Consider the following 14,337-nt stretch of genomic DNA (forward strand, 5'->3'; position numbering starts at 1 on the left):
TAACGGCCCGACCGCGCCACCCGGTAGGGATTGCGGAATCCGCCTCGGCGCCTCGGTGCGCCTTCAGCGCGGCCACTGCTGGCGCTGCCAGTAGCGGTACTGCCACTGCGTCGAAAAACCGGCGCGCCGGTAGAGCGCATGGGCGGCCGGATTCTGCGCATCGACCTGCAGGAACACGCGCTCGAAGCCGCGCTCGAGCGCCGCCCGCGCGAGGCCCGCCAGCACGCGTCCGGCCAGGCCCCGGCCGCGCTGCGACTGCTCGGTTCGCATGCCGTGCACGCTGGCCCATCCGTGGCCGAAGGCCATGGCGCCCGCGGCGACGGTTCGGCGGCCCTCGCGCACGCTGGCATAGAGCGAGTCCTGGGCGCGCGACAGCGCCCGCACGCGATGGGCGCCGTCCACGGGATCGAAGCCTTCGCCTAGAAACAGGGCGGCCCAGGCGCCGTCGGGTGCAGGATCGACGTCGGCCGGCGCGGCACCGGCCGCCGCCACCTCGCGCATGCGCCTGGCGGAGCCGATCTGCACGCAGGTCGGCGAGTCCGCGACGTAGTGCCGCTGCTCCAGTTCGGACTGCAGCGCCGCGAAGCAGGGCTCGTCGGCGAGGCGGAACGCGGGCACGAACTGGCGGCTGTCGTAGCGGTCCTCGATGCGGTCGATCGTGCCGCTACCGACAGGGTCGCGATGCAGCGGAACGGCCGACCTGGCGCGCTTGACGGTGCCGTCGTCGAAAGGGAGCAGCCAGCCGTCGAGCTCTTCGACGGCAAGCGGCGAAACGGCGGCCACGGTGGCGCGCTCGATGGCTTCAACCTCGTTCATGGGGCCGCCTCCGGTGCTGTGAATCGGGCGGCCGCAACGCTCTTGAGCAGCACCTCGCGCTGGTTGCGGCTGATGCCGCGCACGCTCTCGGCGACCCACTTGGTGCGGTTGGGGTCGATCTGCCCGTCGCGCCGCCATTGCTCGAGCACCGCCTGCGGTTTGTGCAGCATGGACGCGAGCCAGACCGCCTGCGCGGGCTCCAGGCTGCGCGCGGACCGCTTGAAATAGCGCCGGGCCGCGGCTTCGGCACCACAGAGATTGCCGCCCCATGGCGCGTTGTCCAGGTAGAGCTGCAGGATGCGCGCCTTGCCCAGGGTCTGTTCCATTTCCACCGCGTAGAGCAGCTCGCGCAGCTTGCGTTCTGCCGTGCGGTCGCTGCCGGTCACCAGCATCTTGGCGAGCTGCTGCGTCAGCGTGCTGCCGCCGCGCTTGGGCTGGCCATCCTTCTGGTTGTTGTCGATCGAAGCGACGATCTCCGCCAGGTCGTAGCCGGCGTGGGTGAAAAAGCGCTGGTCTTCGGCCGCGATGACGGCGCGCGCCAGCCAGCTGTCGTTGGCCAGCTTCGAGGCTGCGCCGCAGCTGGTGCGCGCGCCGAGCATGGCTTCGGTGCCCAGGCCCTCGACGGTGAACTGGCTCACGGTGGGTTGCAGCGCGAACGTGGCCTCGGGCAGCGCGACTTGCCCGCGCAACGCCAGCGTGCCGCCGATGCGCGCGCGCTGCAGTTCGGGCAGGTTGGGCGCGAGCACCGCATACCAGCGGGCAATCGGCGCGTCCTTGATGTCGGCGCTGAGCTGCAGGCCCCTGCCCTTGGGCGGCAGGTGTCCTTCCCACTGGCCCTGGAGCACGGCCGCGGCATCGGCACTGCGGGGCGTGGCTTCGATGGTGCCGGCCAGCGTGTTGCCGTCCCGTTTCACGGTGGCGACCAGGCCCTCGAACACGATCGGCTGCGTGCCGAGCGCCGGAACTTCGGCGCTGCAGGGCGAACAGCGCACTTCGAGCACGCCTGCTGCTTCCTTCCAGGCGAACTGCAGGGTGCCGAACCGGCTGTCGAACGAATGTCCGTCGAGCCGCGGCGCGAACCACGACGAGGTGGCCAGGCGCACCGCCGTGGGCACGCCCACTGCCACGCGCAGCGGGCCGGCCTCGACCGTGGTGCTCCATTCACCCGCTGCCGGCGCAAGCACCAGTTTTACTATCAGGAAGATAGCAACACAGGTTGTCACGACAAGGGCCAGCAGCCCGTAGATCACGAATCGCAGAAACTGTTTCACAAAACTCTCATCACATCGGCCTCGCCACCGTCACAGCTTGCCACGGACCGCTCGAGCGTCCACTGGCCGCCGCCCAGTACCAGGCTGAAGTGTCGGTGAAAGCCGTGCCTTCGGCATCGACGATGCGCTCGCAGACATGGATCTTTTGCTCGCTGTGCCGTTGCGCAACAAAACAGCGCCACAGCCGCTGCTGCGCATCGCGTTCGAGACGCGCCTGTTCGATGCGAAAGCCCAGCGCGCGATAGCAGTCGGCGGCCGGATGCAGCATGCGCGTGGGAGTGTTCACCGCGCGAAGCACGATGGTCTGCGTGCCGTCGGTCATGCGGCCGATGGCGCCCGGAAAGCGATCGGCAAAGCGCTGTTCGACGTCCCCGAGCGCCAGCGGCCGCAGTGGAACGCCGTCCCACTGGCTGGGCCATTCATGCGAGGCCGCGGCCATCGAGGGTTCGGGCGGCGCGCGCAGCGCCGCAGCGGTCGACCACAGCATGCACAGCAGCATCACGAGCGCAAAGACCGTCTTGTGGCCGATGCGGTTGATGAAGTGGTTAGCGAAAAAGACTTCAAAGAACCGTGTCGACATGGCGGCCTCCCTGCGCGGTGATCAGACCCGGAATGGGCTGGTCGGCGAACGCGGGCAGGGTGCGCGCCGGCACCATCAGGCGGGCGATGCTGCCGCACACAACGGCCAGCACCAGCAGCCCGAGCAGGTTGTGCGCCCAGGGCGCCAGCGGATGGCCCGCGCCTTCGAATGCAATCAGCACGCTGTTGCGCAGGATGTTGCCGGCCAGCACCAGGAGACCAACCATCGGCAGCCGGCGCAGGAAGCCTCGATCCGTGCGGCGGGCCCAGAGCGCCACGGCGCAAGCCGTGAAGTAGCCGAGCCACACCATCTGCACGCCCGAGCATGGCGCATCGACGATCACCAGCCGGCCATCGACCACGAGGCTGCTGCCTTCGCGCGCCACGCGGAAGCCCGGCGCCAGCAGCCAGCGGCTCGCCTCGGCCGTGACCACGCGCAGCGGATAGCCCGCATAGAACTGCAGCGACGACAGCAGCGGCAGCGCGAGCACCGCCAGGCCGGCCACCGGCAGCGCGGCCACGCGCCGCGGCAGGAAGGCCAGCAGGCCGCACGCCAGCGCCAGCACGGCCACCAGGCCCGCCGCGAGCGGCGGCAGCGCAGGCAGGACGCCGAGCCCGGTGCGCAGCAAGGTCGCGAGCACGGTGCCGGCGCCCGCCAGTGCCAGCCAGCCCAGCCGCGGCGCGGCCCGCAGTTCGCGCCGGCAGTGCCAGGCCAGCGCGGCCAAGGCAGCCAGCGCCAGCAGGCCCAGCGGATCGTCGGAGCCGTCGCGCAGGCGCCGGACCATCCAGGCCCAGGTCGGCGCGAGCGCGGCGAATTGCAGTGCGAGCCAGCCGGCGGCCGGTGCGCGGTCGATGTGGATGCCCCAATCCACGATGCGCGGATGGCGATGGGCGAGTGCGGCCAGTGACATTTTTCTTCGTCCCTTGGCTCAGGCCGTGAAGCGGCGCGGATCGTTGCGGCGCGCGCGGCGGCGCAGCATCGCGAGCATCGACAGCACCACGGCAATGGCGCCCAGCGTTTCGGGCTCCGGCGTGCTCGGCACTTCAGCGCCGAGTGCGAGCTCGCTCACGCCCTGCGGCAGCGGCAATGGCTGGTTCACGCCCACGCTGTTCTGCGGCGCGGGGTTGCGCACCAGCTTGTCCACGGCAATGAAGCTGGTGTACTGCGTCAACAGGCTGTACTTCAGGCCGAGCTCGGTGATGCGCTCCTTGAAGGCGGCGCCGCCCTCGAGCGTTTCCTGGTCGCTCAGGCTCTGGATGCGGTGGCGCGCCCACAGCGTGCGCAGCGCGGCGGTGTCCTGGCGCAGTTGCGGATCGATGCGCAGTTCCTGGCGGTACGGGCCGTTGGCGCCCCGGCCTTCGACGATGACGCGGCCCTTGGCTTTTCCTTCCGCATCCGCGCGCCACTTGCCGAACACGATCACCGGGCGTTCGCCCAGCACGTCGGGCAGCGCCTGCGGCTCTACGTCGTACACGTCGAGCCCGCCGAAAGTGAGCTTCACATTGGTGAGCACCGGCGACTCCACCATGCGGCGGAAGCGCGCAGCCTGCTCTGGCGCCTGGATCGGGTCGGTGATGATGAAGGGCTCGCCCATGCCGGCGCGCGCAATGCCTTCCATCAGGCTGCGGTTCACCGACGAACCGATGCCGAAGGCGAACACATTGGCCTTCGAGAGGTTCTTGCGCACCAGTTCGAAAGCCTCGCGTTCGACCGTCACGTAGCCGTCGGTCACCAGCACCACGGTGCGCGAGACCTTCTCTTCCTTCGGTTCGGCGTAGACGCGCTTGAGCGCGGGAATCAGCTCGGTGCTGCCGCTGCCGCTGTAGTTCTGGATGGTGGCCAGCGCCTGCTCGATGTTGGCGCGCGTGGCCGGCACCGACCTGGGCGAGAGCATCTTGTTGCTGCCCGAGAACAGCAGCACGTTGAAGGTGTCGCTCGGCCTGAGGCCGCCGATCAGCCGCTCGAGCACCGTCTTGGCGGTGTCGAGCGGAAAGCCGTGCATCGACCCCGAGATGTCGACCACGAAGATGTAGTCGCGCGGCGAAATGGCACTGGCGGCCACGGCCTTGGGCGGCTCGACCATGGCGAGGAAGAAGTTCTCGGCGTTCTCCCCTTGCCCCTTGTAGAGCATCAGGCCCGATTCGATCTTTTCGCCTGCAAGGCGGTAGTCGAGCACGAAGTCGCGGTTGTCGGCGGGGCGGCCGTCGGCCGCGAGCACGATGTCGGCATGCCGGTCTTCGTCGCTCTTCTTCACCTCGACCGTGTGGGACGACGAGCGCACCTCCTTCAGCCCCATGGGTGTATCGATGCTGGCCTTGAGCCTGAAGCTGGTGTTCGGCGCCACGCCCGCGCGCAGCGTGGGCTGCGCCACCCACTGGGCCTGGGCGTTCTCCGACTGCGGGCTGTTGTAGCGCGGGCCCACCACGGTGGGAAACACGAACGCGTAGTTGCCCGACTGCGGCACCAGCAGTTCGGTATAGCGCAGCTCCACCTTCACGTCATCGCCCGGCAGGATGTTGGCGACGTTCATCTGGAACACGTTGGGCAGGTGCTGCTCGAGCAGCGCGGCGGTCTTGCCTTCCTTCTTCGCCGTGTCGTATTCGATCTGCGCCTGCTGCTTCTCGCGGATCTGCGCGGTGATCAGGCGATCGGCCAGGCGCACGTTGAGGCCGCTGACGGCGGCCTTGGTCGAGCCGGGGAACACGTACTTGGCCTCGATGGCGCGCTGGCCCTCGTTGCGGTAGGTCTGCGTGACGGTCACGTCGGCAATGACGCCCGAGATCTTCACCGCCACCTCGGTGGCCTTGAGCGGCAGGCGGTCGACCGAGGGATCGTCGCTCTTCACGAAGAAGTACGGGCTCTCGGTCTTCAGCCGCGGGCCGGGTGCTTCCTCGGCATGCACGGGGTTGAGGCTGAGCGCGACGAAGCCCGCGGTGGCCAGGCTCACGGTGGCGAGCCAGAGCCAGCGGCCGGGACGGGTGGAGGTGTGGGCATCCATGGCGGTGTGGGTGTTGGTGTCCGTGCGAACTTGCACAGCCGCAACTGTCGGCACCGCGCGAGAAGGAAGTTGGAAGGCTGCTTGAAGTCCGGCCACCGGATGCCGCGTTGTGTGAAGCCTGTGTGAAGTCCGCCGGCGGCCACGCTTCACACGGCCTTCGGATCGCGCAGCGAGCATCGCGGCTTCGTCATCGAAGAGGAGAAAAGAACATGTTCCAGTTGCTGAAGGCCCTGCAGGGTTCGATGCTGGTCAAGGTGGCCGGGCTGCTGATGCTCACGCTCCTGCTGTGCATTCCGCTGGCCGAGATCAATTCGATCAACCGCGAGCGCGGCCACAGCCAGCGCGAAGCGGCCGAGGAGCTTGCCGCCACCTATGCGGGCCCGCAGACGGTGGTGGGGCCGCTGCTGCTGGTGCCCTACACGGAGCGCTGGACGGAGCCGCTGCGCAATGCGCAAGGCCAGGTGATCGGCCAGGAGGCGCGCAGCAAGGAAATGACCCACGTGGTGTTTCCCGACAAGCTGCACATCGAAGGTTCGATGGCGCCGCACGAGCGCTATCGGGGCATCTTCAGGATTCCGTTCTATACGCTCAGCGCCACGCTCGGCGGCGGCTTTGCGGCCCTCGATACCAAGTCCGTGGCGCACAGCGAAACCGATTCGCGCATCGAATTGAAGGCACCCTTCATCGTCTTCGGTGTGAGCGACCTGCGCGGGCTCGACGGTTCGCCGTCCATCGCAATGAATGGCGAGGTCTTGCGTTTCAGGCAGCGCGTGCCTGGCCTGGCGGACGATGCCCCGCTGGCCGATGGCATCCACGCACCGCTCACCGGCGCCGCGCTCGCCGCATGGGAGGCGAAGGCGCCGCTGCCCTTCGAGATGAAGCTCGGCCTGGTCGGGCAGGACACGCTCTCGATGGTGCCGATTGGCGACGAGACCACCGCCCACCTGCGCTCGCCCTGGGCGCATCCGAGTTTCGGCGGCCGCTTTCTCGCCACGCAGCGCGAAGTGACGCCGCGGGGCTTCGATGCACACTGGCGCGTGTCCTCGCTCGTGACTTCCGCACGCGAGCAGGTGCGCGCCGGACTGTCGGGCCGCGGCGATGCCGCCGACGCCACCACAGCGGCAGCCGTCGTCGCAACCCACCGTGCGCAACGCAACCTCGGCCCGCTGCAGACCTTCGACGTGTCGCTCGCGCAGCCGGTCAACGTGTATTCGATGAGCACGCGCGCCGGCAAGTACGGCGCGCTCTTCATCGGCCTGGTGATCATGGCGGCCTTCATGTTCGAGCTGTTCCGCAGGCAGCGCATGCACCCGGTGCAATACGGGCTGGTCGGCCTTTCGATCGCGCTGTTCTTCCTGCTGCTGCTGGCCCTGTCCGAGAAGCTGGCCTTCTGGCTGGCCTATGCCGGCGCGGCCGGCGCGAGCGTGCTGCTGCTCGGCATCTATTTCAGCGCGGTCTTGCAAAGCTGGAAACGCGGGGCGGGCTTCGGGGCCTATGTCGCGGTACTCTATGGCGCGCTCTACGGCCTGCTGGCATCGGAAAGCAATGCCCTGCTGCTCGGCGCCCTGCTGACATTCGGCATGCTGGCGGTGCTGATGCTCGCCACCCGCAAGGTCGACTGGTATGCACTGTCGGCCGGGAACCCCCGAACGCCCGAGCCGGTCTTACCTGAAGCGGCCGCGTCCGTGTAACCGACGCTACGGACTGTTTTTTTCCTTACTTATTTGCGATTGATCTTCATGGACGATTCTTCTCCCTCCACCGGGCCGGCGCGCTCGCAGCGTTCGATGCGGCTGCGGCGTGTGGCGCGATGGAGCGCCATCGTGGCAGGCTCCGGCGCGCTGGTGCTGCTGGTGGCCGCTGTCGTCGCGGTGGCCGCCATCTATCCCCGGCTGCCCGACATTTCCGAACTGGCCGACTACCGGCCCAAGCTGCCGCTGCGCGTGTATTCGGTCGAAGGCACGCTCATCGGCGAGTTCGGCGAAGAGCGCCGCATGCTCACGCCCTTTGCCAGCATTCCCAAGGTCATGAAGGACGCGGTGCTGGCCGTGGAAGACGCGCGCTTCTACGACCACGGCGGCGTCGACTACAAGGGCTTCGTGCGCGCGGCCGTGGCCAGCCTGAAGGGCGGCCGCAAGCAGGGCGCCTCGACCATCACGATGCAGGTGGCGCGCAATGTCTACCTGAGTTCCGAACGCACGCTGAGCCGCAAGGCCTACGAGATATTGCTGGCCCTGCGGCTCGAGCAGCAGCTCACCAAGGACCAGATCCTGGAGATCTACCTGAACCAGATCTACCTGGGCAATCGCGCCTATGGCTTTGCCGCCGCGTCCGAAGCGTATTTCGGCAAGCCGCTGCAGAACGTCACCATGGCCGAAGCCGCCATGCTGGCCGGCCTGCCCAAGGCGCCCGGTGCGAACAACCCTGTGGCCAATCCGCGGCGCGCCCGCGCACGGCAGCTCTACGTGATCGACCGCATGCACGAAACCGGCTTCATCACCGCCGAGCAGGCGGCCGAGGCCAAGAAGGAGGAACTGCATCTGCGCGATGCCGCCGACCCGGAGCGGCTGCATGCGGAATACGTGGCCGAGACGGTGCGCCAGATGATGTACGCGCAGTACGGCGACAGCATCTACACCAGCGGCATGAAGGTCTACACCTCGCTGGTCGCGGCCGACCAGACGGCGGCCTACAGGTCGCTGCGCAAGGGCATCATGGACTACGAGCGGCGCCAGCCCTATCGCGGGCCCGAGCGCTTCGTCGATCTGCCAGACGAGCCCAAGGAAGTCGACGAGGCGGTGGACGATGCGCTGGCCGAGCACCCCGACAACGGCGACCTGATGGCCGCCGTGGTGCTGGAGGCCAGCAGCAAGGAAATCAACGCGGTGCGCGCGAACGGCGAAACCGTGCAGATCAGCGGCGAAGGCCTCAGGCCCGCGCAATCGGGGCTCGCGGCGAAGGCGCCGCCCCACATCAAGATCCGCCGCGGCGCGGTGATCCGCGTGGCCCGGACGCCGAAGAACACTTGGGAAATCACGCAGCTGCCCGAAGTGGAGGGCGCCTTCATCGGCATGGATCCGCGCACCGGCGCCATCAAGTCGCTGGTGGGCGGCTTCGATTTCGGCAAGAACAAGTTCAACCACGTCACGCAGGCCTGGCGCCAGCCGGGTTCGAGCTTCAAGCCCTTCATCTACTCGGCCGCGCTCGAGAAGGGCTTCACGCCGGCCACCATCGTCAACGATGCGCCGCTGTACTTCGAGCCGGGCACGCCCGGCGGCCAGCCCTGGGAGCCGAAGAACTTCGACGGCGGCTTCGAGGGGCCGATGCCGCTGCGCACCGCGTTGATGAAGTCGAAGAACCTGGTGACGGTGCGCCTGCTGCAGTCCATCGGCGCGCCGTATGCGCAGGAGTGGATCACGCGGTTCGGCTTCGACAAGGACAAGCATCCGGCCTACCTGCCGATGGCGCTGGGTGCCGGCTCGGTCACGCCGATGCAGATGGCCACCGCCTACTCGGTGTTCGCCAACGGCGGCTACAAGGTCAACCCATACCTGGTCACGCGCATCACCGACCTGCGCGACAAGGTGCTGCTCGAGACCGAACCGCCGGTGCTCGACGAAAGCCGCCGGGCCATTCCCCAGCGCAACGCCTTCATCATGGATTCGCTGCTGCAGAGCGTGGTGAAGGGCGGCACCGCCGCGCGCGCCTACCAGGCGCTCAAGCGCGACGACCTGTTCGGCAAGACCGGCACCACCAACGACTCCTTCGACACCTGGTTCGCGGGCTTCCAGCCCACCACCGTGGGCATTGCATGGATCGGCTACGACACGCCGCGCCAGCTGGGTGTGCGCGGCGAAACCGGCGGCAGCCTGAGCCTGCCGATCTGGATCGGCTACATGCAGGCGGCCCTCAAGGGCGTGCCGGTGAGCAAGATTCCCGAGCCGCCGGGCGTCGTCAACGTCGACGGCGAGTGGTACTTCGACGACTTCACGCCGGGCCACAGCGTGGCGAGCCTGGGCGTGGAGAGCGAGGCGCCGCCAGCGCCGGCCGAAGAACTCTCGGGCGTGCCGCCGGCCGCCCCGCCGCCGCTCGGCCCGCCGCCGCAGCCGGAAGAGCGCAACCGCATCCTCGAGTTCTTCCGCTGAGGCCTGCAGAAAGGAAGGCGCCGTACCGAGTCTCTACACTCGGTGCGACCTTTTCCCGCTTCACCTTCCCACGCTTCTTCCCATGGAAATTCTCACCCTGGCGACATTGATCGTCGTCGGCGCCTACATCCTCAAGTCCAGGGACCAGCGCCACCGCATCGCGCTGCTTGGCAGCCATCTGGGCCGATACCAGATTGAAAGACTGATGGAAACGCTCACCGAGGGCTACCTGCGCTGCCTGGGCGAGGACGACGCCGCGCGGCGCCAGCAGATCTGGAGCCTGCTCGACTCCACCGAGGAAAAGCTCTCGGCCCAGTTCGACAGCTTCGCGGCCGAGTTTGCCCGCGTCGACGCGGCGGACGCGCGCGTGAGCAAGCTGCCCGTGGCCATTCCGTTCGCGCACAAGCTGTTTCCGGCCGCCACCTTCGATCTGCGCGAAGCGCTGACCATCCACGCGCGCGGCATTGCCGAGGTCATGCGCAACGAAGCGGGCCGCTCGCCGAAGGCCAAGGCCTTCACCATGTCGGCCGAGCTGTTCCTGATGCAGCACACCTGCCACTGGTACTGCAAGTCGAAGACGGTGGCGTCGGCGCGCATGCTGGCGCGGCACAAGACCTCGTACGAGCAATTGCTCGAGGCCGTGAGCCCCGCAACGCGGCGGGCCTACGCGGCGCTCACGGGCCAGTGATCCCTTCGTTCAATGGTGTGGCAGCAGCGGCAGCGTGAGCGTGGCCACCGCGCCGCCTCGCGCCGCATTGCCGAGCTCGATGCGCCCGCGGTGCAGCGCGGCAATCTCCTTCACGAAGGCCAGCCCGAGCCCCGTGCTCTTCTTCTGGCTGTGCGGCCGCGCCAGCGAATAGAACTTCTGGAAGACCTTTTCCTGTGCGTAGTCCGGAATGCCCGGGCCATGGTCGCGCACGCTCACGCGCGCCAGTTTCGAGGTGGTCTCCAGCGTCAGCAGCACCTCGCTGTCCGGCGGTGAAAAATCGATGGCGTTGTCGAGCAGGTTGCTGATGGCGCGGCGCAGCAGGAACGGGTCGCCCTCGGTGTGGGCTTCGGCGCGGATGTTCACGCGCACGCCGATGTTGCGCTTGGCCGCCGCAGGCTGCGCGCTGATGGCGATGTCCTCGATCAGCGAAGCCAGCGCCACGGGCTCCGTGCGGTCGAGCCCGTGGCGGGTTTCCAGCGCGGTGAGCTCCATCATGCGGTCGACGATTTCCTGGATGCGCTGCGTTTCGCGTTCGATGTTCTTCAGGAAGCGCTCGCGCTCGGCATGCGGCATCGACGGTTCCTGCAACAGCTCGGCTGCGCCGCGGATCGCCGACAGCGGGCTCTTCACTTCGTGCGTGAAGGTCTGCACGTAGTCGGCCACGTAGTTGCGGCCCGTCAGCGCATCGCGCATCTCGCTGAAGCCGGTGCGCACCGCATCCACGGCGCGCCGCGCCATGCGAGAAACGCTCAGCGTGCGCTGCGTGCGCACCCAGGCCCAGTAGTCCGAGATCAGCCCGAAAGGCCGCACCAGCCAGACCGAGACAATCACCGCCAGCAGCAGCAGCGCGAGCCCCGAGCCCACACCCACCCACAGCGTGCGGGCGCGCGCGTCTTCCACGAACTGGCCGAAGCTCTGCACCGGTTTGCCGACGCTGACCATACCGACGATCTCGTTGTTCCAGCGGATCGGCGCGCCCACGTACATCACCGAGGTGCGCGGATCGCCATCGACGTCTCGCGAGGTGCGTGCGCCGTACAGGCCGGCGAGCGTGCGGCTCACGTCGCTCCACAGCGAGTAGTCGGCGCCCAGGTGCCTGCCGAGCGAGTCGAACACCACCCGGCCGCTGCGGTCGGTGACGTACACGCGCAGCTCGACGCGGTTCTTGTGCAGGTTGTAGATCTGCGCGGAGAACTCGCGCGCATAGACCGTGCGGAACAGCGGCTCGAGCCGCGCGGTGTTGATGGCGCCCGCGATCACATCCTGCTCGACCAGGCTGGCCATGAGCTGCGAGGTCTCGACCAGCGATTCCTCGGCCGATTCGCGGTAGCGCGGATCGATGTCCGAGACCACGCGGTACAGCAGGAACGCGATGCCCGCCGTGTAGATCAGCAGAATCCCGATGAATATCCGCGTGCGCCTGCTCACGGCGCGCTGAGGGGCAGTTCTTCGTTCAGCGCATAGCCCGTGCCGCGCAGCGTGCGGATCGGTTCCACCTCGGGCGCCACGGCCTTGAGCTTGGCGCGCAGGGTTTTCACGTGCGCGTCGACCGTGCGGTCGAAGCTGTCGCTCGCGTCGTCCCAGACCAGCTGCAGCAGTTCGTCGCGCGTGAAGACGCGTCCCGGGCGCTGTACCAAGAGCCGCAGCAGCCCGTATTCGTAGCGCGACAGCTCAAGCAGGCGTCCGTAGTAGCGGATCTGCATGCGCTCGTTGTCCAGTGCAAACGGCATTGCGGGGGCCTGGGCGGCCGCTGGAGGCACTGCATCCGGAATTCGAGGGGGTACCCCATTGCCCGGCCCCGCGGGCGCTCCAGGGGCCGCTCGTGCGCTGCGCCGCAGGATGGTGCGCACCCGCGCCACCAGTTCGCGCGGAGAAAAGGGCTTGGCGATGTAGTCGTCGGCGCCGAGTTCCAGTCCCACCACGCGATCGATCTCATCGCTTCTCGCGGTCAGAAACAGCATCGGCACCTCGGCGCCGCCCTGTGCCTGGTTCAGCGCGCGCAGGCGCTTGAACAGCTCGAAACCGTTGAGGTCGGGCAGGCCCACGTCCAGGATCGCCAGCGCCGGCGGCTCCTGTGCGAACTGCGCGATGGCGTCCTCGGCCGTCGCACACCAGACCGGCGTGAAGCCATCGCTCTTCAGCACGTACTGGAGGGTGTCGGCAATGCCCGATTCGTCTTCGGCGATCAGGATGCGCGGTTTGAAACTCATCCCCGGATGTTAGCGACGGCGCGCCGATCGGCGGGGCCGGTTTTGATGCGTGGCGCCGCGAACACGGCGCGGCCGTTCGCGGCCTTTTTTTTGGGCGAGGCGTTGTCTCCGTTTCTATTTCTTATTCTTCTTATTCAAATTAGTAGTAGTAGATAAGGGCAGCACCTGTCTGTGGACATGGCACTTTTTCCCTTGCGTGACATGCACTTGTCACACCTGCGTCACTGTGCGCAGCTGCGCTTCCGTGCTGTCGCGTCAAAAGGAACAACATTGCTGGAAGCGCCCGCCCTGTGGATAACGCCCTGCTTGTGCCGGAAATCTCCCCAGAGTTGTCCTTTGACACGGTCCGGAAAACCTGCCAAAGGCGTTTTTCGGCGCGAGAAATTCATTGCCTCTTATTTGGGCAGACTGTAGATTTCCCTTTCAGATCAAGGACTTGGCTTCTTCTTACAAGGAAGTGCGAGTGTTATCCACAGAGTTGCCCAAGCTTTGTGGGGAGAACCCGCGGCGGAACCTTTTGGGCGGTATGCCCAACGAACTTTGTCCTCAACCCATGGAATTTCGAACGTGACACCTTCCGAAACCAGGGCCATCGTGGCCCTCAGCCTGCTGGCCGCCTTTGTCGATGGCGAGAAACACGAGCGCGAACGCGCCGAGATCAAACGCATTGCCGAAGGCCTTTCGCAGGCCGACGGCGTGAACCTGCCCACGCTCTACCAGGACGTCCTGATGAAGCGCGTCTCGCTGGCTTCGGTCGCGGGCGAGCTCGAGAGCACGGAATCGAAGCAGCTGGCCTACGAGATGGCGGTGTGCGTGTGCGATGCGGACGGCGCGCAGTCCGAGGCCGAGCGCATGTTCCTGGCGGACGTGCGCACCTCGCTGGGGCTCGATGCCTCGGCGGCCCAGTTCTCGCAGCAGGCGGAGGACATTGCGGCGGCGGTTCCCGTGGCGGCCACCGGCGCGGTTGCCACAGCGGCGCCCGTCCCCGGGCTGTCGCCCGACAGCGCCGAACTCGACAAGTCGATCCTCGACGCGTCCATCCTCAATGGCGCGCTCGAGCTGCTGCCCGAAACGCTCTCGACCATGGCGATCATTCCGTTGCAGATGAAGCTGGTCTATCGCATCGGCAAGGCCTACGGCTACGAGCTCGACAGCGGCCACGTGAAGGATTTCCTGGCCACGGTCGGCGTGGGCCTGACTTCGCAGTATTTGGAGCAGGCCGGGCGCAAGCTGCTCGGTGGCCTGCTCGGAAAGGTGGGCGGTGGTTTGCTGCGCGGCCTCGGCAACCAGGCGGTGAGCTCGGGCATGAGTTTCGCCTCGACCTACGCGCTGGGGCACGTGGCCAAGCGCTACTACGCCGGCGGCCGCACACTCTCCGCGCAAATGCTCAAGGACACTTTCTCGGGCGTGGTGCAAGAAGGCAAGAGCCTGCAGACCCAGTACCTGCCGGCCATCCAGGAAAAGGCCCGCACCCTGAATGCCGGAAAAGTGCTGTCCCTGGTCAGAGGAGCCTGATCCTTTGCTTGTCAGAGGGACCTGATCCCTTTTCCAGGAACACCGTGGAACCGGCTTCGCCGGGCCACCGGTGTTGCCCCCGGCGAGGGGGAG

The 14,337-nt window shown here is 67.4% G+C and carries 11 protein-coding genes; 4 read left to right on the forward strand and 7 right to left on the reverse strand.

Annotated elements, in window-relative coordinates; translation table 11 throughout:
- Positions 1 to 63: 63 nt before the first annotated feature.
- The 5 genes from QFZ47_RS12825 to QFZ47_RS12845 are packed head-to-tail and all read right to left on the reverse strand — an operon-like array spanning position 64 to position 5,665.
- Entirely contained in the window at positions 64 to 816 is a 753-nt protein-coding gene (locus tag QFZ47_RS12825; protein WP_307655983.1) for a GNAT family N-acetyltransferase, read from the reverse strand.
- A complete protein-coding gene (locus QFZ47_RS12830; RefSeq protein WP_307655984.1) occupies positions 813 to 2,087 on the reverse strand; it encodes a biosynthetic peptidoglycan transglycosylase in 1,275 nt (424 codons plus the stop codon). Before QFZ47_RS12830 ends, QFZ47_RS12825 begins: the two co-directional genes overlap by 4 nt.
- Positions 2,088 to 2,097: 10 nt before the next feature.
- Positions 2,098 to 2,667: an exosortase Q subunit 2 gene (xrtQb, locus tag QFZ47_RS12835; RefSeq protein ID WP_307655985.1), complete on the reverse strand. Its 570-nt coding sequence runs from the start codon at positions 2,665 to 2,667 to the stop codon at positions 2,098 to 2,100.
- Positions 2,648 to 3,577, reverse strand: a complete 930-nt coding sequence (xrtQa, locus tag QFZ47_RS12840) for an exosortase Q (RefSeq protein ID WP_307655986.1) — start codon at positions 3,575 to 3,577, stop codon at positions 2,648 to 2,650. The genes xrtQb and xrtQa overlap by 20 nt, the downstream gene beginning before the upstream one ends.
- 18 nt (positions 3,578 to 3,595) lie before the next feature.
- Positions 3,596 to 5,665, reverse strand: coding sequence for a VIT and vWA domain-containing protein (locus QFZ47_RS12845; protein ID WP_307655987.1), 2,070 nt, complete (start codon positions 5,663 to 5,665; stop codon positions 3,596 to 3,598).
- 209 nt (positions 5,666 to 5,874) lie between these two features.
- On the opposite strand from QFZ47_RS12845, the gene creD reads away from it, so the two are divergent.
- From creD to QFZ47_RS12860, 3 genes are all read left to right on the forward strand, one after another.
- Complete coding sequence (gene creD, locus QFZ47_RS12850; protein ID WP_307655988.1) at positions 5,875 to 7,356, forward strand: cell envelope integrity protein CreD; 1,482 nt, start codon at positions 5,875 to 5,877, stop codon at positions 7,354 to 7,356.
- Between the two features lie 48 nt (positions 7,357 to 7,404).
- Positions 7,405 to 9,810 carry a penicillin-binding protein 1A gene (locus QFZ47_RS12855; RefSeq protein ID WP_307655989.1) on the forward strand — a complete coding sequence of 802 codons (2,406 nt, stop codon included), beginning with the start codon at positions 7,405 to 7,407 and terminating at the stop codon, positions 9,808 to 9,810.
- A gap of 82 nt (positions 9,811 to 9,892) precedes the next feature.
- Positions 9,893 to 10,498, forward strand: coding sequence for a hypothetical protein (locus QFZ47_RS12860; protein ID WP_307655990.1), 606 nt, complete (start codon positions 9,893 to 9,895; stop codon positions 10,496 to 10,498).
- 9 nt (positions 10,499 to 10,507) lie between these two features.
- On the opposite strand, the gene creC is transcribed toward QFZ47_RS12860, so the two are convergent.
- Both creC and creB read right to left on the reverse strand, forming a co-directional pair.
- Positions 10,508 to 11,947 carry a two-component system sensor histidine kinase CreC gene (creC, locus tag QFZ47_RS12865; RefSeq protein ID WP_307655991.1) on the reverse strand — a complete coding sequence of 480 codons (1,440 nt, stop codon included), beginning with the start codon at positions 11,945 to 11,947 and terminating at the stop codon, positions 10,508 to 10,510.
- Complete coding sequence (creB, locus tag QFZ47_RS12870; protein ID WP_307655992.1) at positions 11,944 to 12,729, reverse strand: two-component system response regulator CreB; 786 nt, start codon at positions 12,727 to 12,729, stop codon at positions 11,944 to 11,946. Before creB ends, creC begins: the two co-directional genes overlap by 4 nt.
- Positions 12,730 to 13,296: 567 nt before the next feature.
- Here creB and QFZ47_RS12875 point away from each other — a divergent pair.
- On the forward strand, positions 13,297 to 14,244 hold the full coding sequence (locus QFZ47_RS12875; protein ID WP_307655993.1) for a YcjF family protein: 948 nt from the start codon (positions 13,297 to 13,299) through the stop codon (positions 14,242 to 14,244).
- Positions 14,245 to 14,337: the final 93 nt, after the last annotated feature.

This window comes from Variovorax paradoxus (assembly GCF_030815975.1).
Classification (GTDB): Bacteria; Pseudomonadota; Gammaproteobacteria; order Burkholderiales; family Burkholderiaceae_C; genus Variovorax; species Variovorax paradoxus_N.

Bases quoted from the DNA above. Each gene is read 5' to 3' on its own strand.
- xrtQb (WP_307655985.1), bottom strand. From the start codon at position 2,667: ATGTCGACACGGTTCTTTGAAGTCTTTTTCGCTAACCACTTCATCAAC.
- creB (WP_307655992.1), bottom strand. From the start codon at position 12,729: ATGAGTTTCAAACCGCGCATCCTGATCGCCGAAGACGAATCGGGCATT.
- QFZ47_RS12860 (WP_307655990.1), top strand. From the start codon at position 9,893: ATGGAAATTCTCACCCTGGCGACATTGATCGTCGTCGGCGCCTACATC.
- QFZ47_RS12855 (WP_307655989.1), top strand. From the start codon at position 7,405: ATGGACGATTCTTCTCCCTCCACCGGGCCGGCGCGCTCGCAGCGTTCG.
- xrtQa (WP_307655986.1), bottom strand. From the start codon at position 3,577: ATGTCACTGGCCGCACTCGCCCATCGCCATCCGCGCATCGTGGATTGG.
- QFZ47_RS12845 (WP_307655987.1), bottom strand. From the start codon at position 5,665: ATGGATGCCCACACCTCCACCCGTCCCGGCCGCTGGCTCTGGCTCGCC.
- creD (WP_307655988.1), top strand. From the start codon at position 5,875: ATGTTCCAGTTGCTGAAGGCCCTGCAGGGTTCGATGCTGGTCAAGGTG.
- QFZ47_RS12825 (WP_307655983.1), bottom strand. From the start codon at position 816: ATGAACGAGGTTGAAGCCATCGAGCGCGCCACCGTGGCCGCCGTTTCG.